25 protein-coding genes are annotated in these 25,729 nt (G+C 67.8%); 10 read left to right on the plus strand and 15 right to left on the minus strand.

Going from position 1 to position 25,729, the window contains the following annotated elements; all coding sequences use genetic code 11:
* Positions 1–12 precede the first annotated feature (12 nt).
* Positions 13–729 carry a response regulator transcription factor gene (locus tag KCTC_RS07040; protein WP_125568066.1) on the plus strand — a complete coding sequence of 239 codons (717 nt, stop codon included), beginning with the start codon at positions 13–15 and terminating at the stop codon, positions 727–729.
* 3 nt (positions 730–732) lie between these two features.
* Here the strand turns inward: KCTC_RS07040 and KCTC_RS07045 are convergent, their stop codons facing one another.
* Genes KCTC_RS07045 through KCTC_RS07055 form a run of 3 tightly spaced genes read right to left on the minus strand, consistent with a single transcriptional unit; the run spans position 733 to position 3,897 of the window.
* Positions 733–2,586 (minus strand): DUF4012 domain-containing protein, encoded by a 1,854-nt coding sequence (locus KCTC_RS07045; RefSeq protein ID WP_125568068.1) that lies wholly within the window; start codon positions 2,584–2,586, stop codon positions 733–735.
* 10 nt (positions 2,587–2,596) lie between these two features.
* On the minus strand, positions 2,597–3,217 hold the full coding sequence (locus KCTC_RS07050) for a class F sortase (RefSeq protein WP_125568070.1): 621 nt from the start codon (positions 3,215–3,217) through the stop codon (positions 2,597–2,599).
* Entirely contained in the window at positions 3,214–3,897 is a 684-nt protein-coding gene (locus KCTC_RS07055; RefSeq protein ID WP_125568072.1) for a hypothetical protein, read from the minus strand. The genes KCTC_RS07050 and KCTC_RS07055 overlap by 4 nt, the downstream gene beginning before the upstream one ends.
* A gap of 199 nt (positions 3,898–4,096) precedes the next feature.
* Between KCTC_RS07055 and KCTC_RS07060 the strand changes: the two genes are divergently transcribed.
* Positions 4,097–5,437, plus strand: a complete 1,341-nt coding sequence (locus tag KCTC_RS07060) for a polysaccharide biosynthesis tyrosine autokinase (protein ID WP_164512518.1) — start codon at positions 4,097–4,099, stop codon at positions 5,435–5,437.
* Between the two features lie 8 nt (positions 5,438–5,445).
* Here KCTC_RS07060 and mshD read toward each other — a convergent pair whose 3' ends face one another.
* Genes mshD through KCTC_RS07080 form a run of 4 tightly spaced genes read right to left on the minus strand, consistent with a single transcriptional unit; the run spans position 5,446 to position 8,132 of the window.
* Positions 5,446–6,324 (minus strand): mycothiol synthase, encoded by an 879-nt coding sequence (gene mshD, locus KCTC_RS07065; protein ID WP_231998870.1) that lies wholly within the window; start codon positions 6,322–6,324, stop codon positions 5,446–5,448.
* A complete protein-coding gene (ygfZ, locus tag KCTC_RS07070; RefSeq protein ID WP_125568076.1) occupies positions 6,275–7,216 on the minus strand; it encodes a CAF17-like 4Fe-4S cluster assembly/insertion protein YgfZ in 942 nt (313 codons plus the stop codon). The genes mshD and ygfZ overlap by 50 nt, the downstream gene beginning before the upstream one ends.
* Positions 7,213–7,626, minus strand: coding sequence for a Fur family transcriptional regulator (locus KCTC_RS07075; RefSeq protein ID WP_125568078.1), 414 nt, complete (start codon positions 7,624–7,626; stop codon positions 7,213–7,215). Before KCTC_RS07075 ends, ygfZ begins: the two co-directional genes overlap by 4 nt.
* Positions 7,623–8,132, minus strand: coding sequence for an FABP family protein (locus KCTC_RS07080; protein ID WP_125568081.1), 510 nt, complete (start codon positions 8,130–8,132; stop codon positions 7,623–7,625). The genes KCTC_RS07075 and KCTC_RS07080 overlap by 4 nt, the downstream gene beginning before the upstream one ends.
* A 24-nt stretch (positions 8,133–8,156) precedes the next feature.
* Here KCTC_RS07080 and KCTC_RS07085 point away from each other — a divergent pair, with 24 nt between their 5' ends.
* Both KCTC_RS07085 and KCTC_RS07090 read left to right on the plus strand, forming a co-directional pair.
* A complete protein-coding gene (locus tag KCTC_RS07085) occupies positions 8,157–8,516 on the plus strand; it encodes a DsrE family protein (RefSeq protein ID WP_125568083.1) in 360 nt (119 codons plus the stop codon).
* A gap of 43 nt (positions 8,517–8,559) precedes the next feature.
* Positions 8,560–11,982 carry a coiled-coil domain-containing protein gene (locus KCTC_RS07090; protein WP_125568085.1) on the plus strand — a complete coding sequence of 1,141 codons (3,423 nt, stop codon included), beginning with the start codon at positions 8,560–8,562 and terminating at the stop codon, positions 11,980–11,982.
* A gap of 44 nt (positions 11,983–12,026) precedes the next feature.
* Here the strand turns inward: KCTC_RS07090 and KCTC_RS07095 are convergent, their stop codons facing one another.
* Positions 12,027–13,085, minus strand: coding sequence for an alpha/beta hydrolase (locus KCTC_RS07095; RefSeq protein WP_125568088.1), 1,059 nt, complete (start codon positions 13,083–13,085; stop codon positions 12,027–12,029).
* A 37-nt stretch (positions 13,086–13,122) separates the two neighbouring features.
* Here KCTC_RS07095 and KCTC_RS07100 point away from each other — a divergent pair, with 37 nt between their 5' ends.
* The 3 genes from KCTC_RS07100 to KCTC_RS07110 all read left to right on the plus strand — a co-directional run bounded on the left by KCTC_RS07100 (position 13,123) and on the right by KCTC_RS07110 (position 17,011).
* The gene (locus tag KCTC_RS07100) at positions 13,123–15,288 is read left to right on the plus strand and encodes an RNA degradosome polyphosphate kinase (RefSeq protein WP_125568090.1); all 2,166 of its coding nucleotides are present in this window, start codon (positions 13,123–13,125) and stop codon (positions 15,286–15,288) included.
* A gap of 87 nt (positions 15,289–15,375) precedes the next feature.
* On the plus strand, positions 15,376–15,993 hold the full coding sequence (locus tag KCTC_RS07105; protein ID WP_125568092.1) for a DUF47 domain-containing protein: 618 nt from the start codon (positions 15,376–15,378) through the stop codon (positions 15,991–15,993).
* A 1-nt stretch (position 15,994) separates the two neighbouring features.
* Positions 15,995–17,011, plus strand: coding sequence for an inorganic phosphate transporter (locus tag KCTC_RS07110; protein WP_125568094.1), 1,017 nt, complete (start codon positions 15,995–15,997; stop codon positions 17,009–17,011).
* A 141-nt stretch (positions 17,012–17,152) separates the two neighbouring features.
* On the opposite strand, the gene pstB is transcribed toward KCTC_RS07110, so the two are convergent.
* From pstB to KCTC_RS07145, 7 genes are all read right to left on the minus strand, one after another.
* Positions 17,153–17,932 carry a phosphate ABC transporter ATP-binding protein PstB gene (gene pstB / locus KCTC_RS07115; protein ID WP_125568096.1) on the minus strand — a complete coding sequence of 260 codons (780 nt, stop codon included), beginning with the start codon at positions 17,930–17,932 and terminating at the stop codon, positions 17,153–17,155.
* A 5-nt stretch (positions 17,933–17,937) separates the two neighbouring features.
* Positions 17,938–18,999 (minus strand): phosphate ABC transporter permease PstA, encoded by a 1,062-nt coding sequence (pstA, locus tag KCTC_RS07120; RefSeq protein ID WP_125568098.1) that lies wholly within the window; start codon positions 18,997–18,999, stop codon positions 17,938–17,940.
* Entirely contained in the window at positions 18,999–19,967 is a 969-nt protein-coding gene (gene pstC, locus KCTC_RS07125; RefSeq protein WP_125568100.1) for a phosphate ABC transporter permease subunit PstC, read from the minus strand. The genes pstA and pstC overlap by 1 nt, the downstream gene beginning before the upstream one ends.
* A gap of 91 nt (positions 19,968–20,058) precedes the next feature.
* Positions 20,059–21,171, minus strand: a complete 1,113-nt coding sequence (locus tag KCTC_RS07130; protein ID WP_231998871.1) for a substrate-binding domain-containing protein — start codon at positions 21,169–21,171, stop codon at positions 20,059–20,061.
* Between the two features lie 175 nt (positions 21,172–21,346).
* Positions 21,347–22,231 (minus strand): NUDIX hydrolase, encoded by an 885-nt coding sequence (locus KCTC_RS07135; protein WP_125568104.1) that lies wholly within the window; start codon positions 22,229–22,231, stop codon positions 21,347–21,349.
* Positions 22,232–22,320: 89 nt separating this feature from the next.
* On the minus strand, positions 22,321–22,860 hold the full coding sequence (locus KCTC_RS07140) for a GNAT family N-acetyltransferase (RefSeq protein ID WP_125568106.1): 540 nt from the start codon (positions 22,858–22,860) through the stop codon (positions 22,321–22,323).
* Positions 22,861–22,925: 65 nt separating this feature from the next.
* The gene (locus tag KCTC_RS07145) at positions 22,926–23,546 is read right to left on the minus strand and encodes a LysE family translocator (protein ID WP_125568108.1); all 621 of its coding nucleotides are present in this window, start codon (positions 23,544–23,546) and stop codon (positions 22,926–22,928) included.
* A gap of 82 nt (positions 23,547–23,628) precedes the next feature.
* Here KCTC_RS07145 and KCTC_RS07150 point away from each other — a divergent pair, with 82 nt between their 5' ends.
* From KCTC_RS07150 to mobA, 3 genes are all read left to right on the plus strand, one after another.
* Entirely contained in the window at positions 23,629–24,084 is a 456-nt protein-coding gene (locus KCTC_RS07150; RefSeq protein ID WP_125568110.1) for an Lrp/AsnC family transcriptional regulator, read from the plus strand.
* Between the two features lie 178 nt (positions 24,085–24,262).
* On the plus strand, positions 24,263–25,213 hold the full coding sequence (locus KCTC_RS07155) for a hypothetical protein (protein ID WP_125568112.1): 951 nt from the start codon (positions 24,263–24,265) through the stop codon (positions 25,211–25,213).
* The gene (mobA, locus tag KCTC_RS07160) at positions 25,213–25,704 is read left to right on the plus strand and encodes a molybdenum cofactor guanylyltransferase (protein ID WP_125568114.1); all 492 of its coding nucleotides are present in this window, start codon (positions 25,213–25,215) and stop codon (positions 25,702–25,704) included. Before KCTC_RS07155 ends, mobA begins: the two co-directional genes overlap by 1 nt.
* The last annotated feature ends 25 nt before the right edge of the window (positions 25,705–25,729 follow it).

Genomic DNA, 25,729 nt, shown 5'->3' on the forward strand with positions numbered 1-25,729 from the left:
TGGGAGCCACTCGTGAGCACTCTCTTGATGCTGACAAGTTCGCTGCAGGCCTCCACCGAGGTGCTGCCTGCGCTGTCGCTGCTGGGCCACACGGTCAAGGTCCTGCCCGCCGAGGGTTCAGCTCTGCTCGAGGCGCCTGACAACGATCTGCTGCTGGTCGACGGTCGCACCGATCTCGCCCACGCCCGCGACCTGTGCCGGCTGATCCGTACGACCGGCACCGACGTGCCGGTGATCCTGATCGTCACCGAGGGCGGACTCGCCGTGGTGGCACAGGACTGGGGCATGCACGACGTCGTCCTCACGGCTTGCGGTCCCGCCGAACTGGAGGCACGCATCCGGCTCGCGATCGGACGCCTCAACGCCGAGCGCAACGCCGCCGACCCGGATGCGCACGTGATCCGCTCCGGCGAGGTCGTCGTGGACGAGGCGACGTACACCGCCAAGATCGGCGGCCGAGCGCTCGACCTCACGTTCAAGGAGTTCGAGTTGCTCAAGTACCTCGCGCAGCACCCGGGCCGGGTCTTCACCCGCCAGCAGTTGCTGCAGGAGGTCTGGGGTTACGACTACTTCGGCGGCACGCGTACGGTCGACGTGCACGTACGCCGCCTGCGCGCCAAGCTCGGGCCCGAGAACGAGACCCTGATCGGCACGGTACGCAACGTCGGCTACCGCTTCGTGCTGCAGAAGCAGATCGACGCCGACACGCGGGTCCCCGCGAGCAGCTGAGTTTCAGCAGCTCGTCGGACCGACCGAGCCACGCCCGTCGCCGAACGCCGCCGGAGTCGTACGCAGCAGCGGGTCCCCGGTCTCGCCCTTCATCGCCTGGAACGAGTACCTGAGCGTCTTGGACTCCCCGGGCTTGATCAGCACCGTGCGTGAGACCACCGGATGTCCGTCGTGCACGAACTTGCCGGGCGAACCCGCCTGGCCATCGAGAGTGGTGTCCAGCAACGTGCCGTTCAACGGCCCGTACGCGTACACGCTCAGCAGCAGATCACCCGGTGAGTCGTCGACCAACGGCCCCACCAGGAGCGCGCGCAGCGCGAGGTTGCTGAGGATGTCCGACGGCACGTACGAATGCAGGGTCGTGGTCACGTTCAGCACCTGACGGCCGCCACCGCAGCTGACGCTGGTCACGCTCGTCCTGCTGGTGACGTAGTAGTCGAGCTTCGTGGACGTCGAGTCGTTGAGATAGACGCCGATGTCCGGCGAGTGTGCAGCCACAGTGCTCAACTGCTTGGTGGCCGGGGCATCCAGCAGAGCGGACTGCTCGGTCGGAGCCGCCATCCAGACCATGGCCCGACCCTCGTCGATCCCGTCGAAAACACCCTTCAGGGCGACCCCAGCGTCGCCCTGGCCATGGACCAGCGCGTCGAACACGTTGTGCACAGCCGACGCGAAGTAGTCCTGCTGCTCGGCGTACGCGCCCAGGACCACGTACGGGGCGTTGAGCAGCTGACCCACCGCGTTCTGGGCCGTGAGCATCACGCCGTTGTTCGCCGCGACCGGACCCGTGCCGCGCAGGACGTAGCTGAGCGCCACCGGGTCGATCGAAAAGACACCGTCGATGTGGTGTCCGGAGTGCTGCTTCCACATCGCCGCCAGCAACTGCGCCGACCGCGGGAAGTCAGGCGTCAGATTGACGTCCTGGGTGTACTGCGCCGGGCGGCTGCCGTAGAGCGCCGTCTCCTCCGCCGTCAACGGCAGCACCGGTGCATCGAACTTCGGGACCGTCGAGGCCGACTGCTTCGGGCCGAGCTTCATGTGCCCGTCGGTCACGGTGAGTTCGGAGAACGCACCCACGATGCCGCCGGTCGACCGGAACTCGGCGTTGTTCTGGAAGGCGATCAGGTAGCGCCGGGTGCCGTGGGTGCCGAGCGCGGCCGGGACCATCTTGACCACGTTGTTGGTGAGTTGCGCCGCGAACCCGATCTTGTCGATCTCGTTGCGGAATTCCGCCCACTTCGCGCCCAGACCCGGCAGCAGACCCCCAGTCGGAACCGCATCGGTCCGGCTCTGGACCGGCGCCATCCGACCCGCCAGATCCTGTGCGGCACTCTGGGCACCAGCGAAGAAGTCCGGGTTGATGTAGGAGTTGACCGGCCTGATCCGCTTCGGCGCCAACTGCTGCTGCAAGGTGAGCAGATCGTCGGCGACCGGACCGGTCACATCGCGCGCAGCCGTACTCATCGTTCGGACAGCCCGGACGTTGTCACCGACCCACGGCAACTGCTCGACCAGCCAGAACTGCGGGCCCCACGTACCCCACGAGGCTCGGGTCGCCTCGTCATGGGCCTCCGCGATGTACGCGCGAGCTGCAGCCGTGTCGCCCGAACGGGTCGCCTGCAACGCGAGGCGGAACTTGTCCGGGAGGCCATGCAGGTTGAACAGGGCCCAGATCAACTGCAACGCCGTGACGACGAGGAGGATGCCGACCGCCCAGAGGATCCGGCGGGTCAGCCGCTGCTTCTTGAACCGCCGACTCCGGCGACGTACGAGGACCCGCTCGCGCTGGACCTCGGCGGACTGCTCATGTGGGAGGCCCTCAGGTTGCCCCTGCGGGTCGTCGTGAAGCTCGGACATGGGGCTCCGACTAGCTGGTCGCCGGAGCCAGGACGGTACGAGTCGGCGTCGCCCACACGAACACGTTGGTGAGGTAGCCGTGGCCGGTCCAGTCACCGCAGGTGATGAGCACCAGACGGTTGGTGGGGCTGGACTGGCCGAACAGCTCCGGAGACCTCAGGTCGACGTCGCGCTTGCTGAGCTTGAAGACCTTGGTCACGGTGTAGTAGACCGTGAAACCCTGATCGACGATCTCGACCTGGGAGCCGACCTTGACCGTGGCGAGGTGATCCATCTGGCCGCCGCCGGTGTGAACGGTGTGGCCGGTGACGACGGTCTGTCCGTACGAGGCGCCCGGAGGTGCACTCGCGGTCCAGTAGCCGACCTCACGAGGGTTCGCGGGCGGGTCGAGTACGCCCCCGCGCGTCGTCTGGATCCCCCTCATCGGAGCATCAATGTGCAGGGAGGAGACCAGCAGCCGGTAACCCGTCGGCGTTCCGGTGGTCGGCTCCGCCTTGGGCGTGCTCTTCGGGCCGGCGATCAGCCAGGGAATGAGAGCAATCAGCAACAGCGCCAGAACCACCGCGACGACAGCCGCGAACAGGCGACGACGCCGACGCTCCTGACCGGCGTCGACGTCCTCAGTCGTCATCGAGTGGCGCGGCGACGGTAGACGGCGACGACTCCGAGAGCCAGCGCCATCGCGGCGCCGCTGATCGCAGCGCGCAGGTCAGAGCCGTTGCCGGCACCCGCCTGGTTGAAGGTCGTCAGACCGGCGTCAACGCCAGTCGGAAGGCCGCCCGTATTGCCCCCGGTGGTGGGGGCGTAGATCAGGATGCTGGTCGACGCCGACGCCGCCTGCCAGTTGCCGGTCGGGACGTACGCAGCCTTGAGAAGGTGGGTGCCCACGGAGAGGCCCGGAGTGGTCGCCGCGGTGCTCACGAAGGCCACGTCCTGGACGGTGTCGCTGCTGGTCGTGCCGTGCAGCTCGCGACCGATCGTGCCGACGGCGCCGCAGTTGATGGCTTCAGTGAAGGAACCGCTGCTCGGAACAGCGCGCGTGTCGAGGATGTGGCCGTCGATCGAGAAGTTCACGGTCCCGACCGGCGTACCCGCGTCCGAGGAGACGGAGATGTGTACGTCGACGCACGTGCTCTGCAACTGGCGCGGAATCACACTGATCTTGATGATGGTGGTGATCCCACCCTGGTACGCGGCAGGCGCGACCGACGCGGCGCCGGCAACCGAGCTGCCGAGGACAACAGCACTGGAAGCAGCGACTGCCAGCGTGGCGTTGGCGATGACGGACATTGCCGAAGACCTACGAAGCATGGGGGACTCCAAAGTACCGAGTTGAGTCGGGGACGTGGATGTTGATCCACTACGTGCGCAGCGCGAGCGTAGCATCTGAGCGCAGAAGTTGTCCTCAGGACGAGGCGATGTCCCCAATGGCGCGGCCTCTCCGCTACCGGTGGATGTCACCGCTAGGGTGGGCGGGCATCGACTCGCCTCACAACCAGGAAGTTCAACGGTGGAACTTGACGACCTGATCGGGATCGCACGAGCGCGCTGGCGCATCATCGTCGCGGTCTTCCTCAGCGCACTGGCACTGGCGAGCGCTTATGTGTTCCTCACGCCTGCTCAGTACAAGTCGACGGCGACGGTGTTCTTGAGCATCAACCTCGACCAGAACAACCTGTCGAGCGGCTCGTACGCCCTCAGTCAGAATGTCGCGTCCTACGCCAGCCTCGTGACGACGGACCTCGTCGCGAAGCAGGTGGCGGCCGACCTGCCCGACCTGAACCTCTCCCCGCAGGCGCTCGTCGGCAAGTTGAGCTCGCAGGTCCAGCAGGGCACCACGTTCGTGGACGTCTCCGCACAGGACCACGACCCGGTCAAGGCGCAGCGGATCGCGCAGGCGGCTGCCGACGAGTTCCGCAAGGAGGTCCAGAGCCTCCAGACCGGATTGCACGCCGCAGCGACCGACGCGGCCAGCCTGCCGATCAAGCCGACGTCCCCGAAGACGACGCTGGATCTGCTGGTCGCGGCCATCATCGGCCTGCTCCTGGGCATCGCCGGCGCCGCGATCCGCGACCGCCTCGACAAGACGATCCGCACCGACAAGCAGGTCGAGAGCGCGACCGGAGCGGCCGTTCTGGCCAAGGTCATCCACGACTCGCAGGCTTCCACGAAGCCGTTGCTCACCGACATCGGCGAGTTCGCGTCCCGCGCGGAGGCGTTCCGCCTGCTGCGTACGAACCTCCAGTTCGTCGACCTCGACCACCCGCCTCGGGTCTTCGTGGTCACCTCGTCTGTCCCGGCCGAAGGCAAGACGCAGACGGCGACGAACCTCGCGATCTCGATGGCCAAGGCCGGCCACCGCACGCTGCTCGTCGACGGCGACCTTCGCCGGCCGACCGCCGCCGGACTGCTCGGCCTGGACTCGTCCGTGGGCCTCACCACCGTGCTCACCGGCCAGATCGATCTGTCGAAGGCGATCCAGGTGCACCCGGAGTCCGGCCTGCACCTGCTCGCCGCCGGCAAGCGCCCGCCGAACCCGACCGAGGTGCTCCAGACCCAAGCGACCCGCGACCTGATCGGCGCGCTTCGCGAGGCGTACGACGCGGTCATCATCGATGCCCCGCCGCTGCTTCCGGTCGCCGACCCGGCCGTTCTGGCTTCGGCCGCGGACGGCGCGATCCTGGTCACCCGTCACGGTGCCACGACGGCGGCACAGCTCGAGGTCGCCGCCGCGCGCCTGCACAGCGTCGGTGCGCGGATCTTCGGCTCCGTCGTCAACATGGTCCCGCGGCCGGACCCGGGTGCCTACGCGTACTACATGGAGTACGCGCCGGTCGCGAACAAGCAGTAGAGCGAGGCTCAGCGCACGTAGTGCGCGTGCACCTCAGCGATCACGAAGCCCGCTGACTCATAGAGTCGGCGGGCTTTCGTGTTGTCGGCCTCGACGTACAGCTGCACCGCGAAACCTTCGAGTCGCTTGAGGCCAGCCTCCAGAACGACCGTACCGAGGCCCTTGCCTGCGTACGCGGGATCGACAGCGAGGACGTACACCTCTGCCGGACCATCGGGCTGGCGCTTGACCCAGTGGAAGGCCGCGAGACGGTCGCCGTCCCAGAGCTCGATCAGGTCGTCCAGATCGAACCACGACTCAGCCATCCGCTCCTCGAGGCTGCCGAGCGTCAGGCCGCCCTGCTCAGGGTGGTGCGCAAACGCAGCGGCGTTGACGCGAAGGAGCTCGCCTTCGTCGCCGGGGGCAAAGGCGCGCAATCTTCCGAACGTTCGGAAGGTCCCGGCCTCATCGTCCGAACGTTCGGAAGATCGGTCGAGGCGGTCGGGCTGTCGGACCATCCGCAGAAGTTCACGATCCCGGCGCCAGCCGTACTCCTCGGCGAGGTGTCTGGCTGCTGGGTGATCGCTGTGGGACCAGGCAGACGTCACGCCGCCCGGCACCCTGGCCAGCAGTGCGCGCGCCCGCTCGTGACCGCGCCGATCCGGGCGTACGACCATCGCCAGCACCGACCCGGTGACCAGCACGAAACCGTTCTCGTTGACGACGCCCGTCACGCCCTCGGGGCGATGCTCCAGCTCGAGGCGTGCCGCCTCATCGAGGTGGTCAACTCCATCGACCGCCGCAGCCGCAGCCGCGATGGCGAGTACCCGGTCGACCTCGGCCGGATTCATCCGCAGGTCATCCGCGCAACTGCGGGCGTACGTGCAGCCCGACCTCGGGATCGACAACGACCTCCTGAGAGGCCGGCATGCCGTCGACGGTCAGAGCCGCCGTGACGGACACCGAGCGCTTCACCAGGCCGAGGGCGATCGGACCGAGTTCGAAGTGCCGGGCCGAGGAGCCGACGAAGCCCACCTGGGTGCCGTCCAGCAGCAGCGGCGTACCGGCCGGCGGCAACCGATTCTCCGACCCGTCGAGGTGCAGCAGCACGAGCCGTCGAGGCGGCCGACCCAGCGTGTGCACCCGCGCGACCGTCTCCTGACCGCGGTAGCAACCCTTGTCGAGATGAACCGCCGGCCCGATCCATCCGACCTCGTTCGGAATCGTTCGATGATCGGTGTCGATACCGAAGCGCGGCTCGCCACGGGCGATGCGGAGGGCGTCGTACGCCCAGCGCCCGCAGGCGGGCCCGACGGCCTCCGCGTACGCCGTCAGCTGATCAGGTGCGATGAAGGCGAAACCGGTCGGCGGTCGCCAGACGGTCGCCAGGGGCTCGGCCGTGATCGTGACCTCGGACCAGAACTTCATCCTTTCGACGAACGCGATCAGATCCGCGCCGCGGCCGGGTTCGGTCCAGGCGGTGAAGGCGGCACCATCGTCGAGACCGCAGAAATAGTGCTCGACATGACCCTGCGGCGACAGCAGCAGCGCCGAGGTCCACACGCCGGGTTCGAGTTCGAGGAAGAACTGGGACGTCAGATCATGGAGCCACTTCAAGCGGTCCGGGCCGGCGATGCGGACGACGTCGTAGGACGACAGGTCGACGAACCCGTCCCCGGAGACGAGGGTGCGTTGCTCGCCGTTGAACGAGCCGTAATGGGCCGCGACCGAGCCATCGGGCGCGTCGGCCGCGACCGCATCCGGAAGATCCAGCCCCGCACTCCTGAACTCCGCGCTCATTCACACACCTCACAGTCACCGAAGATCGTCAAGTGGTCGACATCGATCACGAACCCGAGATCCGCACGCACGCGCTCTGCGAAAGCAGCCGCCACATCCACGTCAACGCTACGGACCCGCTCACACTTCCGGCAGATCGCATGGAAATGAGCGGGACCACCCACGGAGTGGTACGTCGCACCCCGATCCGACAGGTGCGCGTGCCGCACCAGACCGACCTGCTCCAGCACGTCCAGCGTCCTGTAGACGGTCGAAAGGTTGAGCGAGACCGACGACTGGCGGACCTCGGCGAGCACGTCCTCCGGCGTTGCGTGCCCGAGTCGGTCGACCGCCGCCAGCACGAGCTCGCGCTGGGGGGTGAGGCGCAGACCCTCGGCCTTCAGCCGTGCCCTGAGGCCATCGGTGGTCATGCGCGTTGGAGCCGTGCCCACAGGTGCGGCTGGAGTTCCTGCCCCATCGCGGCCATGTCGTACGCGTACAGCAGGTCGCCCTCGACGTTGCCGTACAAGCGCTTGCCTCCCTGCACCGCCTTCGCCGTCGCGGTCACGCCGATCGCGTCCGTGACGATCTCGAGCTTCCCTCCCGAGGCGTTGCCGACGTACACCTCGACGATGCCGAAGTTGTGGGCAAGCACGAACTCCACGCTGCCCACGCCCATGCCCGTCTGCTTGCAACGCAGGAACCCGGTCTCCTGATGCGCGTCGCGGACCTTCTCCCCGGTCTCGGCGTTGATGATCTCGGCGCGCGCCATGTAGTGGAAGAACGGCCGTCCGTCCTGCTGGAAGAGGATCTCCTCGCGGTACTCGAACCCGTCGATCGTCGGGTAGTCACCGTGGCCGTTGCCGCGCCAGGTGCCGAGCATCCAGGCCACCGGGCCCATGTCAGGGTGCAAGTTGGAAGGGAGCTCGAACGCCATGGTGCGTGAGTCTAATGTGGTCGCATGCCCCGCCCCCTCGTCGTGAAGGTCACCGTCGGCGCGGACCAACCCGAACGCAGCAACCAGGGTCTGATGGTGGCCGCGACCGCTACGAGCAGCGGAGCCGAGGTCAGCCTCTGGTTGGCCGGCGAGGCGGTGTTGTACGCCACGCCCGACGGACCCACGCCCGACCTCGAGCTCGCGACTCCGGTGGGCGACCTGATCGACGTGGTTCTCGACTCCGGAACGGTCACTGTCTGCGCCCAGTGCGCCGCGCGTCGAGCGCTGACACAGGCCGATCTGCTCGAGGGCGTACGCATCGCCGGGGCCGCCGCATTCGTCGAGGAGATTCTTCGGCCGGACACACAAGTCGTCGTGTACTGATCCGAACCCCAGTGGTGGGTCGCGCCGACTACGATCTTGATCCATGAACGCCTCGCAAGACTCCCGTCGCTGGTTCCGTCGCGCGGAGGCCGAGGATGACACCCCCAAGGTGACCACTCCGATCGACCCGGAGCGCGCTTCGATGGACCCGTTGCGCATCGCTGCGGAGCGTGATCTGGATGCCGAACTTGCCGCGCAGGCGGCTGCTCAGGTGGAGAAGCGGAGTCGTCCGACGAACCGCAACGCACCCGAGAGCGCACCTGAGCCGGTCGCGCCCGCCGAGCCCACGGCGACGGTCGACGCACCAGCGCAGGGCGACTCCGACGAGGCCGCAGCCGAGCGGGCCGAGGCCGAGCGCGCCGCAGCAGAGCAGGCGCGCCAGCGCGCCGACGCCGAGGGACAGGCGGCCGTACTCGCCAACCAGCGCTCAGCGATCGAGCGCGCCGCAGCAGAGCAGGCGCGCGAGCGCCTCAACGCCGAGGAACACCTGACGGCACGAGCCCACGACGCAGCCGAGGCACAGAACAACGTGGTCGCCGCGCTCGCTCAGGCCGAGCAGGCCCACAACGAGCGCGTTGCAGCGGAGCAGGCGGCAGCGCGCAGCGCCGAGGACGCCGCGGCGGCGCATCAGGAGCGCGTACGCGTCGAGGAACTGATCAAGTCGCTCAGCGACGAGGCCAAGCAGGCACACCTGTCGGTCATCGACATGCACAAGTCGACCAGCGACCTGGTCACCGCTCGCGACGAAGCAGACCGCGCCGTCCAGGACCAGCTCGACCGCGCCCACGCGGCCCTCAAGGACCACGCGGCGGCCTCGGAGTTGGCTGCGGCAACCGCCGCCGCGGCCAACGAGGCGCAGGCTGCTCGCGAAGCCGCCGAGGAGCGTGCCCAGAAGGCAATCGAGGAACGCGCCGAGTTGGCACGTCAGGCCGACGAGCACCGCGCTGCCGCCGACCGCGTCACCGCCGAGCGCCTCGATGCGTTGTCTGCGGAGTACACCGCCCGGCTCACCGCGGTGGACGATGCGATCGCGGCCGCGAAGCAGCAGGCCTTGGCCCGTCTCGACGAGCTCGGTGCGGCTCACGCCGACCAGATCAAGTCGATCCGCGAGGAGCAGGTGGCGGCCGAGCAGACCGCGACCGCGCACGCCTTGCAGATCGTTGACGACAGCGCCGAGTACGCGCGTCAGGCCGAGGCGAACCTTCAGGCTGCCGCCCGTGCCACCGACGAGCGCCTCGCCGCGCTTGCCAGCGAGCACGAGGCCCATCTCGCGTCGGTCAACCAGGCACTGCAGGCAGCCGAGCTGGCCGCGGTCGCCAAGGTCGACGATCTGACCGCTGCCCATGCCGAGCGGGTACGCGCCCTCCACGACGACCAGCTCAAGGCCGAGGCCGCGGCCGCTGCTCGCGCGAAGGAGGCCGCCGACCGGCACGCCGAGCAGCTCGCGCAGGCGCAGGCGGACCGGGTCGCGGTGGAGCAGGCGGCCAGCGCCCAGATCGTCGAGGCGATCCAGGCCCAGGGGGCCGTCGTACGCCAGGCCCACTCCGAGCGTCTGGCGGCCGAGGAGGCCGCCGGTCAGCAGGCCCAGCTCGTCGCGCACGCCCACCAGGCACGCCTCACCGCCGAGGAGATGGCCCAGCAGGCGCACGAGGCACGTGCCGCCGCCGAAGAGGCCGCCCGCGAAGCCTCCGAGCAGCGCCTCGCCGCCGAGGAGTCCGCGCAGGCCCAGATGGCTCAGGCCCGAGACGCCCTCGCCTCGCGGCTCGAGGCCGAGATGAAGATGCAGCACCTCGTCTCCGAGGCGAACGCCGCCCACGCCGCCCGCCGGGACAGCGAGACCGTGGCAGCCAACGCTGCCGCCGAGGCAGCTCGCGCGCACCTCGCCCGTAAGGACGTCGAGGAAGCCACCACCAAGGCGATCGCCGAGCGCGTCGCCGTCGAGGAGAAGGCCCAGGCCGCGATCGCGGCCCGCGAGGAAGCCGACGCCCAAGTCACCGTGCACGCCGAAGCGCGCGCCGCCGCAGAGGCTTCCGCGGCGAACGCGATCCAGAGCGCGCAGGAGTCCGCCGAGGCACACGTACGCGCCGCCGAGCATGCACACCGGGCACGCCTCGCAGCTGAGGAGATCGCTGAGAAGGCACACGCCGTCGCCGAACGTGCGCACCAGGAACGGCGCGAGGCCGAGGACGCCGCCCGCGCTCAGGCCGAGCTGACCGCAGCAGCCTCAGGTCGTGAGCAGGAGGCGCTCGGGAAGATCGAGACCGCTGCCGTGGCCGCGGCGGCAGTGCACGAAGCCGCAGCCGCGTCGGCCGCAGCCGCGCACGCGGCAGCGGAGCAGGCTCACCAGGCCCGTCAGGCTGCGGACGTACGCGCCAGCAACCACGCCGACTCGGCCTCCGAAGCGCATCAGGCGCGTCTGGCCGCCGAATCGACCGCCACCGACGCTCTCGAGGCTCGTCTGGGAGCCGAGCGAGCCGCCGAGCAGGCCCACCATGCCGCAGCCCAGGCCGCACAGCAGCGCGCCGAGGCCGAGCAGCGCGCCGCCGACGTCGTTGCCGGGATCGAGGCGGCCTCGCAGGTCGCCGCTGCCCGGGCGGACGAAGCACAAGCCGCGCGACAGGCAGCCGAGAAGTTGGCCGAGGATGCCGTCCGCCAGCGGATCGCCGCTGAGGAGCGGGTCGCCAACGTCGCGATCGACCGCCAGGCGATCGAGTCCTCGATCCGGCACCACACGTTGCTCGTCGAGCAGGCGTACAAGGAGCGTCGCGCTGCCGAGGAGCGCGCACAAGAGCTCGCCGAGGAACTCGCCGACCTGCGCGCGGCCGTCGTGGACGCGCTCAAGTCCCGCAACCCGCGTCAGGTCGTGAAGTCACTCGAGGCCCAGCTCGCGGAGTCGGACGAGTTGCCGGAGAGTCCCGCATCGGCTCCGGTACGCGGCGCTCACGCGGGGCCGTCGGCCTCGACGCTGTCGATGCGTACGCGCGCGGCCCAGGCTGCCGGTGCTCCGGCGGCGGGCGCCGACGTCGCAGCGACCATCCGGGCTCAGCTCGAACTCCCCGGCGCGGAGCCAGCAGCGTCGACCAACCCGGTCGCCATCCCGGCCGTCGACCTGCCCACCTCGACCGGCACCCTGTCAGCCCTGGACCCGGCGGTTCTGGCGGCGATGGACGGCGGCGTGGACGACGTACGCAGCTTCAACCCGACCGGACGCGTCGGCATCGGCCCGAGCAGCAGCGTCACCGTGAGCGCGCACGGCGTGGTGACGGTGCGACGGGGTTCGCGGACGTACGCCTTCGACCTGTATGACCGCGACACGAAGGTGACCGTGACCGGTGAGCCGGCGACCCGGAGCTGGAAGGCCACGCTGTCGAACCAGACCGAATCGGTGTCGTTGGACAACAAGCAGGTCGACGCCGAGCCGTTCTCGACCGAACTGCTGCGCTGGCGTCCCGAACTCGCTGACTGACCGGGTCCCGTTGGTTCTGTAGGGCCGAAGACCCGTATCGAGACCTACCCGAGGCGCAGCGCCACGACGCCAGCGAGTTCGCGAACGGCGGCACGGGCCGTGTGACCCGAGCCGACGATGTTGAAGAAGCCGTGGATCAGGCCTTCGTACCGTTCGAGGTCGACATCGATGCCTGCGGCAGCAAGCTTGGCGGCGTACGCCTCTCCCTCGTCGCGCAGTGGGTCAAAACCGGCCGTGGCGACGAACGCTGGTGCCGTCGTCTTCCTCACGGTCGCGAACAGCGGCGACAGCCGTGGGTCGTTCGAGGCGACCAGGTCCGCCGGCGCGTACGTGTCGTGAGCCAGGTCCATGAACTTCTTGGTCAGGTAGAAGCCTTCACCGAACATCGCCCTGCTCGCCGTGGTCGACCCGAAGTCGACCACCGGGTAGATCAGCAACTGGAAGGCACACTTGCGTCCGACCGCCAGGGCGACTCCTGCGGCCAGGTTGCCGCCCGCCGAGTCGCCGCCGACACCGATCCGCTTCGGGTCGGCGCCGTACTCGTCGGCATGCTCGACGATGTGCTTGAAGGCCACGATCGCGTCGTCGTACGCCGCCGGGAAAGTGTGCTCGGGTGCGAGGCGGTAACTCACCGACAGGATCCGTACGCCCGACTCCTCGGCCAGGAACCGACATGCAGGGTCGTGGCTCTGCACGTCGCCGTACACGAAACCACCGCCGTGGAAGAAGACCAGGAGTCCGCCGTTGCCACTCTCGTTGGTCGGCACGTACAACCGCGCCTTCTGACCGTTGATCCAGTGGTCCGTCGTGCTGCCGATCGGCTGTACGCCGCCGGCGATCTCGGCCTGTCGGGCCATCCCGATGCGGCCGGCCGGGATCGGCAGGTCCTCGACCGACGGCTCGCCACTGATCTTCTTCAGCATCAACATCAGCTGCGTGTCGGCGGCCAGGACCTGGCCATCGCCTTCGATGACGGGTCCGGAGATCCGACGCTGGACGCTCAGCGGGAGGCTCATCGTGGCCTGGAACGCGAGGCTCTTGGCGATCACGGCGGCTGGACCGATGACCGGCACGTAACGTCCGATCGCGGAGATGCTTGGCATGCTCGCGACGGTATCGCGTGCCTGACAGAATTGGGCCATGACCCTCGACGACACCACCTCCCTTGAGGCAATCCGCGACACGGAGTACGACGTCGAGCCGGTGTACGTCCCCGATCACGAGGCGTTGGCCGCTGTCGAGAAGTTCGAGGACCGCTTCCTCGACCGCGAACTGAGCTGGCTGCACTTCAACCAACGCGTGCTCGAGCTTGCGGCCGACGAGAACATCCCGCTGCTGGAGCGAGTGCGCTACCTCGCGATCTTCACCAGCAACCTCGACGAGTTCTTCATGGTCCGGGTGGCCGGCCTGAAGCGCCGCATCGCGGCAGGGCTGGCCGTACGCGCCGCCTCCGGTCTGATGCCGCGCGAGGTGCTCGAACAGATCTGGCTCACCGCGCGAGACCTCTCGGAGCGTCAGGCCGTCCTGTTCCGCGACCAGATCGCACCGGAGCTGGCCAACCGTGGCATCGAGCTGCTCCGGTGGGAGGACCTCGACGTCGACGAGCAGAAGTACTGCAAGAAGCTCTTCAAGGAGCGGGTGTTCCCGGTGGCGACGCCGCTGGCGGTCGACCCGGCGCACCCGTTCCCGTACATCTCGGGGCTGAGCCTCAACCTGGCCGTGCTGCTGCGCGACCCGCAGAACAACAAGCAGCACTTCGCCCGCGTCAAGGTGCCACCGATCTTCAGCCGCTTCGTGCCCCTGGGGAACCAGCGGTTCGTGCCGCTCGAGGACATCATGCGCGAGCGGCTGCAGAAGTTGTTCTCCGGCATGCAGGTCCTCGAGGTGCACGCGTTCCGGGTCACTCGCAACGAGGATCTCGAGGTCGAGGAGGACGACGCCGAGAACCTGCTCGCGGCGCTCGAGAAGGAGCTGTTGCGACGACGTTTCGGCCCGCCGGTGCGGCTCGAGGTCGAGGAGACGATGTCGGACTCGGTCCTCTCCCTGCTGGTGTCCGAGCTCGGGATCTCCGACCAGGAGGTCTTCCGGCTTCCCGGCCCGCTGGACCTGCGCGGCCTGCACGGGATCGCGGATCTTCCGCTCGACGAGTTCAAGTACCCGGCGTTCGTACCGACCACGCATCACCGGCTCGCCCCGGTCGAGTCCGCCGCACCGGTCGACGTCTTCAAGGCCGCGCGTCGGCGCGACATCCTGCTGCATCACCCGTACGACTCGTTCGCAACCTCCGTGCAGCGGTTCATCGAGCAGGCGGCCGCGGATCCGCACGTGCTCGCCATCAAGCAGACCCTCTACCGAGCGGGCGGCAACAGCCCGATCGTCGACGCCCTCATCGAGGCTGCCGAGGCCGGCAAGCAGGTCCTCGTCCTCGTCGAGATCAAGGCGCGCTTCGACGAAGAGGCAAACATCCGATGGGCTCGCAAGCTGGAGCAGGCCGGCTGCCACGTCGTGTACGGCCTGATCGGCCTCAAGACGCACTGCAAGCTCACCATGGTCGTCCGCGACGAGCCCGACGGCATCCGTCGCTACACCCACATCGGCACCGGCAACTACAACAGCAAGACCGCCCGGATGTACGAGGACATCGGCCTGATCACCACCAACGAGGCGATCGGCGAGGACGCCGCCCACCTGTTCAACAATCTGTCGGGATGGTCGAGCGAGCCACGGTACGAGGGCCTGCTGGTGGCTCCGGGCACGGTGCGCTCCGGCCTCATCGAACACATCCACGCCGAGATCGCGCATCATGAGGCCGGGCGAGGCGGGCACATCCGACTCAAGGCCAATTCGCTGGTCGACGAGGCCGTCATCGACGCCCTCTATCTCGCCTCGCAAGCGGGCGTACGCGTCGAACTGCTGATTCGCGGCATCTGCGCGCTGCGTCCGGGCGTCCCGGGGTTGTCCGAGCTGATCACCGTCCGAAGCATCCTCGGGCGTTTCCTGGAGCACTCGCGGGTCACATGGTTCGCCAACGGCGGTGACCCCATCGTCTACATCGGCTCGGCCGACATGATGCACCGCAACCTCGACCGTCGGGTCGAGGTGCTCGTACGCATCCCGCGGCCCACGGCCGGCACGGAGACCGACAACATCGCGGATCTCACCGCGTTCCTCGACACCGCGTTCGACGAAGCCACCGACGCCTGGATCCTCGACGACGAGGGCAACTGGCTGCGCAACGGCGGCGAGACCGACCTGCAGGCGTACCTGATCGAACGCCAGCGGCGCCGTCGTCGCTCGGGGAACTGAGCCTCGCTCGAGCGCTGGGGTTGCACGCGAGAAGCGCTACTCGCCTAGCATGTGACCCGTTCGCATCCCCGACGCCAGGAGTTCTCCGTGCGTTTGCGCCTCCGTCCGGTCGACAGCTCTTTCTATGATCTGTTCACCGAACTCGCCCGCCACCTCGTGGAGGGTGCGGACCTGCTGGCCGAGATGCTCAGCGAGGATGCCGATCACGCCTCGGTCGCCGAGCGGATGCGCGAGGCCGAGCACAAGGCCGACGAGGCGACCCACGCCATCGTGCGGCGGGTGAACTCCTCGTTCGTCACGCCGTTCGACCGCGAGGACATCTACGCCCTCGGCTCGGGTCTCGACGACATCATGGACGCGATGGACGAGGTCGTCGACCAGATCCTCGTCTACGAGGTCAAGGTGCTCCCGGCCGAACTGTCGGACCAGGTCGCGGTGCTCCAGCGCTGCGCCGAACTGACCGCGAGCGCCATGCCGAGGCTCAAGGCGATGCACTCGCTCGACGAGTACTGGATCGAGATCAACCGTCTTGAGAACCAGGGCGACAAGAACCACCGACGTACCCTCGCCAAGCTGTTCTCCGGTGATTTCAAGGCGATGGAGGTCCTGAAGCTCAAGGACATCGTCGAGTCGCTCGAGGAAGCCGTCGACGGCTTCGAGCGCGTCGCCAACATCGTGGAGCAGATCGCCGTCAAGGAATCCTGACTTGACGCTCGCCATCCTGATCACGGTCATCGTGATCGCGCTCGCGTTCGACTACACGAACGGGTTCCACGACGCGGCGAATGCGATCGCCACGGCGGTGTCCACGCGTGCATTGACGCCGCGGATCGCGCTGCTGATGGCCGCCGTCATGAACTTCGTCGGGGCTCTCCTCGGTCAAGCGGTCGCCAAGACCGTGCAGGGCATCCTCGGGCTGACAGCCAATGATGTGCACCACTCGCTGGTGATCGTGCTCGCCGCACTGATCGGCGCCATCGTCTGGAACGTCATCACCTGGTACTTCGGCCTGCCCTCGTCGTCCTCGCACGCACTGATCGGCGCCCTGGTCGGTGCCGGCATCGCTGCTGGCGGGTCGCACGCCGTCGTGCACTGGTCGAAGATCACCGACAAGGTCCTGCTCCCGATGGTGCTGTCGCCGGTGGTCGGCTTCCTCCTCGCGTACGCGCTGATGATGGCGTTCCTCTGGATCTTCCGGCGGAGCAACCCGCACAAGACCTTCCGCGGCTTCCGGATGGGCCAGTCGCTGTCCGCCGCCGCGCTGGCCCTCGGGCACGGCCTGCAGGACGCGCAGAAGACGATGGGCGTCATCTTCCTGGCCCTCGGCGTTGCCTACCCGCTGACGTACGGCAAGCAGCACAACCTGCCGCTGTGGGTCGTCCTGCTGGCGGCGTCAGCGATCTCGCTGGGCACCTACTCGGGTGGATGGCGCGTGATGAAGACCCTGGGCCGCAAGATCATCAAGGTCGATCCAGCTCGCGGCTTCGCCGCGGAGTCCGTCGGCGCCACCGTGCTCTACGCAACGGCGTACATCTTCCAGGCGCCGATCTCCACGACCCACGTGATCACCTCCGCGGTCATGGGCGCCGGAGCGACGCAGCGGTTCAACTCGGTCCGCTGGAACGTCGCGCTCAACATCGTCGGCGGCTGGATCCTGACCTTCCCCGCGGCAGGCCTCGTCGCGGCGGGGATGTACGAGCTGCTGAAGCTCGTCCTGCTCTGAACCAATCCTCAGCAATCAATCGCCTTGGGATCGCCGGTCTGGCCGTGCTCCGGCAAGGCGGGAGCCCGAAGGCGTGCTGGAGCACGTCGAGGGCGACCAACGCAGTCCGGTGCGTGGCCAGGGCGGTGAGGCCGAGGCGATTTAGCCGAAGCGGCCGGAGATGTAGTCCTCCGTGGCCTTCTGCTCCGGGTTGGTGAACACCTTCTTGGTCGGGTTGAACTCGACGAGGTGACCCGGCTGACCAGCACCCTTGAGGTTGAAGAAGCCGGTGTCGTCGGAGACGCGCGCGGCCTGCTGCATGTTGTGGGTGACGATCGCGATCGTGTAGTTCTGCTTGAGCTCGTGGATCAGGTCCTCGACCGCAGCGGTCGAGATCGGGTCCAGGGCCGAGCAGGGCTCGTCCATGAGGAGTACGTCCGGCTCGACCGCGATCGCGCGAGCGATGCACAGTCGCTGCTGCTGACCGCCGGAGAGGCCCATACCGGGCTTGCCGAGGCGGTCCTTCACCTCGTTCCAGAGGTTGGCGCCACGTAGCGACTTCTCGACGATGACGTCCGCGTCGGCCTTCTTGATCCTCTTGGCGTTGAGCTTGTTGCCGGCCAGCACGTTGTCGTAGATCGACATCGTCGGGAACGGGTTGGGGCGCTGGAAGACCATGCCGATCCGACGACGCACCTCGACCGGGTCGACGTTCGGCTCGTACAGCGACTGCCCGTCGACCATCACGGTGCCCCGGACGTGCGCCCCGGGGATGACCTCATGCATGCGGTTGAGCGAGCGCAGGAAGGTCGACTTGCCACAACCGGACGGGCCGATGAACGCCGTGACCGCCTTGGCCCGGATCGTCATGGTGACGTCCTGCACAGCGTGGAACTTGCCGTAGTAGATGTTGAGGTCTGAAACTTCGATCGCCTTGGCCATCTCGGTCACCTTCCAGTCTTGGGAGCGAAGATCTTCCCGATCAATCGGGCGATGAGATTGAGGATCATGACGAGCAGGATCAGCGTCAGCGCGGCCGCCCACATGCGGTCGTCGCTGGGTGCGCTGACGTTGTTCTTCTGATCAAGGATGAACGTCGGCAGGGTCTGCATGTGGCCGTGGAACGGATCCAGGTTCATCTTCGGCGCCACAGTGCCGAGGACGACCAGGATGGGAGCGGTCTCACCGATCACACGCGCCGTGGCGAGGGTGACACCGGTCAGGATGCCGCCGACGGACGTGCGCAGGACGACCTTGGTGATCGTGCGCCACTTCGGCACACCCAGTGCGTACGAGGCCTCGCGGAGGTCGTCCGGCACCAACCGCAGCATCTCCTCGGTGGCGCGCACGATGGTCGGCGTCATCAGGATCGAGAGCGCGACCGAGGCCGCGAACGCGATCGCCATCACCTGACCGAAGATCAGCGTGAACATCGCGACCGCGAACAGACCGGCGACGATCGAGGGGATGCCGGTCATGACGTCGACCAGGATCGTGACGACCCGGGACAGGCGGCTGCCACGGCCGTACTCGACGAGGTAGATCGCGCACATGATGCCCAGCGGCACCGCGATGATCGCAGCACCCGCGGTCACGATGAGCGAGCCGACGAGGGCATGCGCGACGCCGCCACCGACGCCTTCGGTGCTGACCTTGCGCATTGTCCTGGTGAGGAAGTCGAGGTCGAAGACCTTGAGGCCGTCGTGCAGCACGGTCCAGATCAGCCAGCCGAGCGGGATGCAGACGACGGCGAAGGCCAACCAGATGAGCGCGGTCATCAGACGGTTCTTGGCGGCACGCGAACCCTCCACGAACCGCGACCAGATGTAGAGACTGGCGACGAAGACGACGGCTCCGATCGATGCCGCACCGACGAGGTTCACGCTGGTCAGCAGCACGAGACCGGCGATCGCGATCGCGCCCACGCCCACCAGGGCCGGGCCGAACTGCGGGAGCCTCGCCGAGGTGAGCCCGCGCTGAGCGGTCGGGATCGAGGTGAGTTCGGTCATCAGCGGGCCGCCTTCTCGCTACGGGCGATGACCCAGCGGGCCACGAAGTTCACCGCGAAGGTGAGGGCGAAGAGCATGAGGCCTGCGGCGATCAGTACGGCGCGTCCGTCAGCGGTGTCGGTCTCACGGGCGAACGCCGTGGCGATGTACGCCGCGATCGTCGTCGGATCCGTCTGGCCGAGCAGGTCCCAACTGACCACCGGCGCGGCAGCCTTGTTGACCATGTAGACCGCCATGGTCTCGCCGAGCGCGCGACCCAGACCGAGCATGACACCGGCGACGATGCCGGACTTGGCGTGCGGAAGGACCGCGAGCTTGATGACCTCCCAGCGAGTGGCACCGAGCCCGAGGGCGGCCTCCTGCTGCAGCGTGGGGGTCTGTGCGAACACCTCGCGGCTGATCGCGGTGATGATCGGGAGCACCATGATCGCGAGCACGATCACAGCGGTGAAGGCCACCTGGCCGCCGTTGGCCGCAAGGCCGGTGATGCCGTTGCCGCCGCCCTTGAAGAACGGGATCCAGCCGAGGTGCTTGGTCAACCACTCGTACCCGGGGAACAGCGCCTTGGACAGCACGATGCCGCCCCAGAGGCCGTAGACGATCGAGGGGATCGCAGCGAGCAGGTCGATGACGTACGCGACGGGGCCCGCCAGGCGCTTCGGCGCGTAGTAGGTGATGAAGAGGGCGATCGCGATCGCGAACGGAACCGCGATCAGCAGCGCAAGGGACGCGATCAGGACCGTGCCGAACAACAACGGCAGGACGAAGCCCCAGAAGGTCGAGTGGCCTTCGTACAACGTGGCCTTGTCAGCGACGTTGAAGCCGGGGAGGCCCTGGACCAGCAGGAAGACGAAGACCGCACCGAGCGCGAGCAGGATGGTGAGGCCGGCCGCCCGAGCAAGCCCGGCGAAGACCTTGTCACCGATCGGTGGACGGCTCCGGCCGGCCGGCACTGACTGAGTGGACACCAGGGCTCCTGATGAGAATTTGTTGTGCACGAGAGACGTACGGCGGCCTGCCGAAGCAAGCCGCCGTACGGACTGTCGAAAGGTTATACGGTCACTTGATGGTCGCGACGACAGCCGCAACCTGCTTCTGGATCGCGGCCGGGAGCGGAGCCGACTTGGCGGCGTCCGAACCGACCGTCTGACCGTCGGTCGAGGTGATGTACGTCAGGTACGCCTTGACCGCAGCACCGGTGCCGGAAGCAGCGGCCGGGGAGGTCTTGGAGTAGTCCTGGCACGCGATCACGTACGAGACGAGGGTGATCGGGTAGGCAGCCTTGTTGGTCGGCGTGCGGTCGACCGAGTAGATGAGTTCGGTCGCCTTGGTCGCGTCCTTCAGCTTCGAGTCGGCGAAGTCAGCAGCCGCGCCAGCAGCCGACGGAGCGGTGTAACCGCCGCCCACGGCGACCGAGACGATGCCCATGCCAGCGTCCTTCGACGCGTCGATGTAGCCGATCGCACCCGAGGTGCCGGTCACGGCCTGCTTCATGTCGCTGGTGGCAGCGGCCTTGAGGCCCTTGTCGGCCAGCGCCGTCGGCCAGTCAGAGCTGGCGGCGGTGGCCCACGCAGCCGGAGCAGCCTTGTACAGGTAGTCCGTGAAGTTGTTGGTCGTGCCCGAGGAGGTCGAACGGTGCGCGACCTGGATCGGCAGGTTCGGCAGGGTGGCCGACGGGTTGAGGGCCTTGATCGCCGGGGCGTTCCAGTTGACGATCTTGAGCGAGAAGATCTTCGCGATCGTGGCGGCGTCGAGGTTGAGGCTCGTCACGCCGGGCACGTTGAAGACAACCGCGATCGGGGAGATGTAGACCGGGACCTCGATCGGGGCGATGCCACCACAGTGGGCCGTCGCCTTCGAGAGCTCGTGGGTGTTGGTGGCCAGGTCTTCCTTCAGCGCCGAGTCCGAGCCGCCGAAGGCGTACTCACCCGAGCTGAACTTGCTCTTGCCGATGCCCGAGGACTGGCTGCCGTCGTAGGTCACGGTGCCGCCGTTGAAGGCGTTGGTCCAGGCGCCCTGGGCGTCCTTCTGGGCCGACGAACCACCAGCGGTGAGGTCGGTTCCCGAACCCGAGCCACCGTTGCCGGAGCTCGAGGAACCACAGGCGGTGAGCGTCGCGGCCATGGCGGCTGCGGCGATACCCGGGACGACGATGCGGAGGGTCTTGTTCACGTCAAACTCCTGACGAGGCGGACTCCGCCCCATGCATTGAGATCATTTGCTCGGCAACCAAAACACGTGTTGGTAGACGAACGGCTGGCCGAAGGTGAACTGGGGGCAAACTCAGCGTGTCGAATCAGTGGCCCGTAGTCGCACGTAGTGCAGATCACAGGTGAACAAGGTCAAGTCAGGCCAGATGTCGCTCGATCGCGAGGACAGCACCCCGACGCAGATGGACGACGGCCATCTCCCCCTTCGCCAACTTCTGGTCGGCCACCCCGAGGGCGGCGAAGACGTCCGGAAGGACCGGCCGGTGGCTGCAGATGACGGTCGGACCCTGCCGCTTGGCCTGCCGTACGAGCTTGGTGACCAGCGCGGCGACACCGCCTGGCGCGAAGCCCTCCTCGCTCAACATGCCGATCGCCTCGAGGGGGTGCCCGGCACGTTCGGCGTATGGCACGACCGTCTCCAGGCACCGCGTACTCGACGAACTGACCACGCGTGCGGTGCCGTACGCCTCCAACACCGGGGCCACCCGTTCGGCCTGCCGACGTCCGGCCACCAGGAGCGGGCGCAGTTGGTCGTCAGTACGCCAGGCGCCGCGCGAGCGGGATTCGCCGTGGCGCAGCACGATCACGGTCCGGGTCGCGAGGCGCGTACGCAGTGCCTCGCGGAGCGTCTTGCGGTCGTAGCGATAGGTGAGCATGCGGGCGGCCTTGTCGATCGGCCACCAGGTGGCTTCATCGATCTCGTCGTTGGGGACGTACGCCTCGGCGCCGGGCGCGTCCGGATCGATCACGATGCCGGACCAGTAGTGGACCGTCTTCACCCCGCCCTTGACCGGATAGCGCTGCGACCGCAGCGGGACACTGAGGCGGATCCGGACGCCGGTCTCCTCCTCGACCTCGCGGATCGCGCACGCCGTGACGTGCTCACCCCGGTCGACCTTGCCCTTCGGGAACGACCAGTCGTCGTAGGTCGGACGGTGCACGAGCAGCACCTCACGACCACCGATGCCGTCACGAAGAACGACCGCACCTGCCGCCTCGATCTGGCGAGCCCGGATCACCATGGACGGTAGGTTGCCACAGATCCCGCCTCGGCGCAGGCCCGCCGACGACCCCCTTTGCGGGGGATCACACGCTCCGGCGGCGAGCCGACTCAGCTGACCTCAGGCGGCGCGATGGTGAGGTCCTCCCCGGGTGTGAGATTGAGGCCCAGGTAAGCGACGTCGTGCCATGCGTCGTGCTTCCAGCCGATGTTGCGCATGACACCCATCTCGGCGAAGCCGAAGGCGCGGTGCAGCCGCATACTGGGCTCGTTCGGCAGGGCCACTACGCCGACGAACCGGCGGTAGCCGCGGTCGCGCAGGCGTTCGATGAGGGCGGCGTACAGCGCTCGCCCTCGACCAGCGCCGCGCCGGTTCATGTCGAGGTACACGCTGCCCTCCGTCGCCCACCGGTACGCCGCTCGCTGCGCGAACTTGCCGCCGTACGCGTAGCCGACGATCTCGCCGTCCACTTCCATCACCAGCCAGACGTGCTGCTCGTTCGCGGCCGCGATCCGACGAGCCATCTCCTCCACCGAGGGCGGGTCCGTCTCGAACGTGATCGCGGTCTCACGCACGTACGGCGCATAGATGGCCGCGCACGCGGCTGCGTCATCCGTCGTCGCGGTTCGGATCGTGTAGTCGTTGCTCATCGCACTGCCAATCTCGTCGTCGTGAACAAGGGTCGTGGGCAGAGGCGCCCGGGTTCCACGTGATGTCATGCGCCGACCGCACCGTGCAGCAGCATGAAGGATCCAAGAGCCACCATCACGCCACCCGACAGACGGCTGACGACCCGCGCGGCTCGTGGTCGGCCGGTGAGGGCAGCCTGCGAGCCGGCCGACACCAGCGAGTAGATGATCGCGCAGTTGACCACGTGGGCTGCCCCGAGCGCGAGGATCTGCACCGACTCCGGCCAGGCAGCCTGCGTGTCAGTGAAGCGGGGTAGCAACCCGACGAACAACAGCATGGCCTTGGGGTTGAGCGCGCTCACACCGAACCCGGTGAGCCATTGCCGACGCGCCGACCGTGGAGCCTGAACTGTGTGATCCGCGGCGGCCGTGCTGGCCAGGGCGCGGTATCCGAGCAGGATCAGGTAGCCAGCGCCGACGGCGGTCAGGGCGCTGAGCAGGAAGGGCACCCGGCCGATGATCGCTGCCAGTCCGGCCGCTGCGACCAACGTGGTCGTCGCATGGCCGGAGAGCAGACCACCGACGCCGGCAATGCCAGCGCGTCGTCCTCGCTGGCCACACGTGATCGCGTACGCCCAGTCCGGACCAGGGACGACGACCAGCATCAGCGACAGCAGCCAGAAGGCTCCTACGAGCTCGATGTTCATGAGGTCGACGCTAAAACAGAATCAGCGAAAAGTGTTCCCAACTATTGCTCGCAAACCACTCATCAGTGGCAAACTCTGAGTCATGGACGCCACTGATCGACAGATTCTTGCCGAGTTGCAGTCCGACGGGCGTCTGACCGTCACCGAACTGGCCGACCGGGTGCAGCTCAGCATCTCGCCGTGCCACCGCCGCGTACGCACGCTTGAGAAGTCCGGAGCCATCGCCGGATACCGCGCCTACCTCGACGCCGAGGCCCTCGGCCTGGGCTTCGAGGCGCTGGTGTTCGTGACAATGGCGTCCGCCGACCGGGACACCGTCGAAGCGTTCGAGCAGGCGGTCGTCGACCTGCCCAACGTGCTGGAAGGCCACCGCCTGTTCGGCGATCCTGACTACCTGCTCCGTGTCATCGCAGCAGACCTCGGCGCGTTCCAGATGCTCTATGACGAGCGCCTGACCACCCTCCCCGGCGTCCAGCGGCTGAGCTCGACGCTGGTGATGAAGACCATCGCAGCCAACCGCCCCCTGCCGCTGCCCTGACCCAGCCCGCAGAACTGGCCAGGCGCAGCCGCACTCGTAGGACGGTGGCTAGGCTCAACGGATCGTCCCGGTCAGCGCGGATGATCGGATGCAACAGCCCCGACTCAGGTGAGGCATCCAGACCCGCAGTAGTCCGGCGAAAGTAGGTGCCATGTATCGAGGCGGGCGGTCGCCCTACATGCAGAGATCGGTCATCGCAGTGGCGGCCATTGCGCTCGTCGGGGCGCTTGCCTGGTGGCTGATCCCGCTGCACGAGCCCAGCCGCTGGCGTACCGCCATCGCGGAGGCGCCGGCCGGTGCCGACAGGTATTCGTGGACGGACTGGGCAGCGGTCCGATCGGCCCTGCACCACCCCACGGCGGACGCGATCGAGAACGCCGCGTACGGCGCGGACCTGCTGGAGACGACCGCACTACGCAACTCATCCACTGATCTGACTCAACTGGGCTTCACGCTGAATTCGATCGACTCCGAACTGTTCGTGCAGAGCAAGGCCGGCGACGCCGACATCCTCCGACTGAACACCCCGGTCGACCCCTCGACCTGGAAGGGCTGGACGAAGACCGGGGGGTACTGGACGGCGCCGAACACCATCGTGAACCAGGTGCTGGCGTACGCGCAGGTGGTCGACGGCGGGCGCATCCTGATCACCTCGAACCTTCCCACCTACCTCACCCAGGCTGTCGCAGCGCTCGGCCAGTCGAACGCGGTGCCCGACACCGTGTCCGGCTCGCCGCTGTCGGCGTTCACCTACTCCGGCAGTTATGCCTGCTCGGCCTTGGCGATGGCTCATGCGGGTGCGGATGACCAGGCCTCCGGACAGGACCTTGTGGCTCGTGCGGGGATGCTGAACCCGATCCTGAGCTACACGCTCGCCCGGAACTCCGCGACCGACGTGTCCGTCTCGATGGGCTTCGACAGCGGCGACCAGGCGCGTACCAATGCGATCACCCGACAGAACCTGGCGGTCGGGCAGGCGCCCGGCATCGGTGGGAGCTTCACCGACATCTTCAAGCTCAACCGAGCCAGTTGGAGCGGCAAGGTGGCGACCCTGGACCTCACCCCTGTCGCCGGCAAGCCGCTGATGGGCATGCTGGCGACCAACGCCGTCCTCTTCGCGACCTGCTGATGTTCGACGCGATCGTGCTCGTCGGCGGTCGGGCCACCCGATTCGGGGGCTTGGACAAGACCGCGATCGAGATCGATGGCGTACGCGTCGTCGACCGGGTCCTGGCCGGTGTCGCGGCGGCTGCTCGGGTGATCGTTGTGGGTCCCGAGGTGTCGGGCGGACCCGTTGCTGCCGTGGCCTCTGCGCTGGACTCGGTGACGTCGCCGATCGTCGTCACGCTCGCAGGCGACCAGCCGTGGATCGCGCCGGCGGTGCCGCTGTTGGTCGCCGCGGTGGCCGACTACGACGTAGCCGTACTCGTCGCCGACGATCGCCGGCACTATCTGGCGGCGGCCTGGCGTACGTCCTCGCTGCGCGCTGCAATCACCGAACTGGACTCCCCCGTCGACGCCGCCGTCCGGTCGCTCTTCGAGGGCCGATCGGTCGTGGACGTACCCGACACCGGCGGCTGGTCGCGCGACATCGACTCCCCGGCCGACCTACCGGAGTAGCGCCGAAACCCGACATCCGTCAGTG

Source organism: Nocardioides baekrokdamisoli (assembly GCF_003945325.1).
In the GTDB taxonomy this organism is placed as follows: domain Bacteria; phylum Actinomycetota; class Actinomycetes; order Propionibacteriales; family Nocardioidaceae; genus Nocardioides; species Nocardioides baekrokdamisoli.

Excerpts from the sequence above, each read along its gene's own strand:
- KCTC_RS07045 (WP_125568068.1), bottom strand. The coding sequence starts at position 2,586 with ATGTCCGAGCTTCACGACGACCCGCAGGGGCAACCTGAGGGCCTCCCA.
- KCTC_RS07050 (WP_125568070.1), bottom strand. The coding sequence starts at position 3,217 with ATGACGACTGAGGACGTCGACGCCGGTCAGGAGCGTCGGCGTCGTCGC.
- KCTC_RS07055 (WP_125568072.1), bottom strand. The coding sequence starts at position 3,897 with ATGCTTCGTAGGTCTTCGGCAATGTCCGTCATCGCCAACGCCACGCTG.
- ygfZ (WP_125568076.1), bottom strand. The coding sequence starts at position 7,216 with ATGAGCGCGGAGTTCAGGAGTGCGGGGCTGGATCTTCCGGATGCGGTC.
- KCTC_RS07075 (WP_125568078.1), bottom strand. The coding sequence starts at position 7,626 with ATGACCACCGATGGCCTCAGGGCACGGCTGAAGGCCGAGGGTCTGCGC.
- KCTC_RS07080 (WP_125568081.1), bottom strand. The coding sequence starts at position 8,132 with ATGGCGTTCGAGCTCCCTTCCAACTTGCACCCTGACATGGGCCCGGTG.
- KCTC_RS07085 (WP_125568083.1), top strand. The coding sequence starts at position 8,157 with ATGCCCCGCCCCCTCGTCGTGAAGGTCACCGTCGGCGCGGACCAACCC.
- KCTC_RS07090 (WP_125568085.1), top strand. The coding sequence starts at position 8,560 with ATGAACGCCTCGCAAGACTCCCGTCGCTGGTTCCGTCGCGCGGAGGCC.
- KCTC_RS07095 (WP_125568088.1), bottom strand. The coding sequence starts at position 13,085 with ATGCCAAGCATCTCCGCGATCGGACGTTACGTGCCGGTCATCGGTCCA.
- KCTC_RS07100 (WP_125568090.1), top strand. The coding sequence starts at position 13,123 with ATGACCCTCGACGACACCACCTCCCTTGAGGCAATCCGCGACACGGAG.
- pstB (WP_125568096.1), bottom strand. The coding sequence starts at position 17,932 with ATGGCCAAGGCGATCGAAGTTTCAGACCTCAACATCTACTACGGCAAG.
- pstA (WP_125568098.1), bottom strand. The coding sequence starts at position 18,999 with ATGACCGAACTCACCTCGATCCCGACCGCTCAGCGCGGGCTCACCTCG.
- KCTC_RS07135 (WP_125568104.1), bottom strand. The coding sequence starts at position 22,231 with ATGGTGATCCGGGCTCGCCAGATCGAGGCGGCAGGTGCGGTCGTTCTT.
- KCTC_RS07140 (WP_125568106.1), bottom strand. The coding sequence starts at position 22,860 with ATGAGCAACGACTACACGATCCGAACCGCGACGACGGATGACGCAGCC.
- KCTC_RS07145 (WP_125568108.1), bottom strand. The coding sequence starts at position 23,546 with ATGAACATCGAGCTCGTAGGAGCCTTCTGGCTGCTGTCGCTGATGCTG.
- KCTC_RS07150 (WP_125568110.1), top strand. The coding sequence starts at position 23,629 with ATGGACGCCACTGATCGACAGATTCTTGCCGAGTTGCAGTCCGACGGG.
- KCTC_RS07155 (WP_125568112.1), top strand. The coding sequence starts at position 24,263 with ATGCAGAGATCGGTCATCGCAGTGGCGGCCATTGCGCTCGTCGGGGCG.
- mobA (WP_125568114.1), top strand. The coding sequence starts at position 25,213 with ATGTTCGACGCGATCGTGCTCGTCGGCGGTCGGGCCACCCGATTCGGG.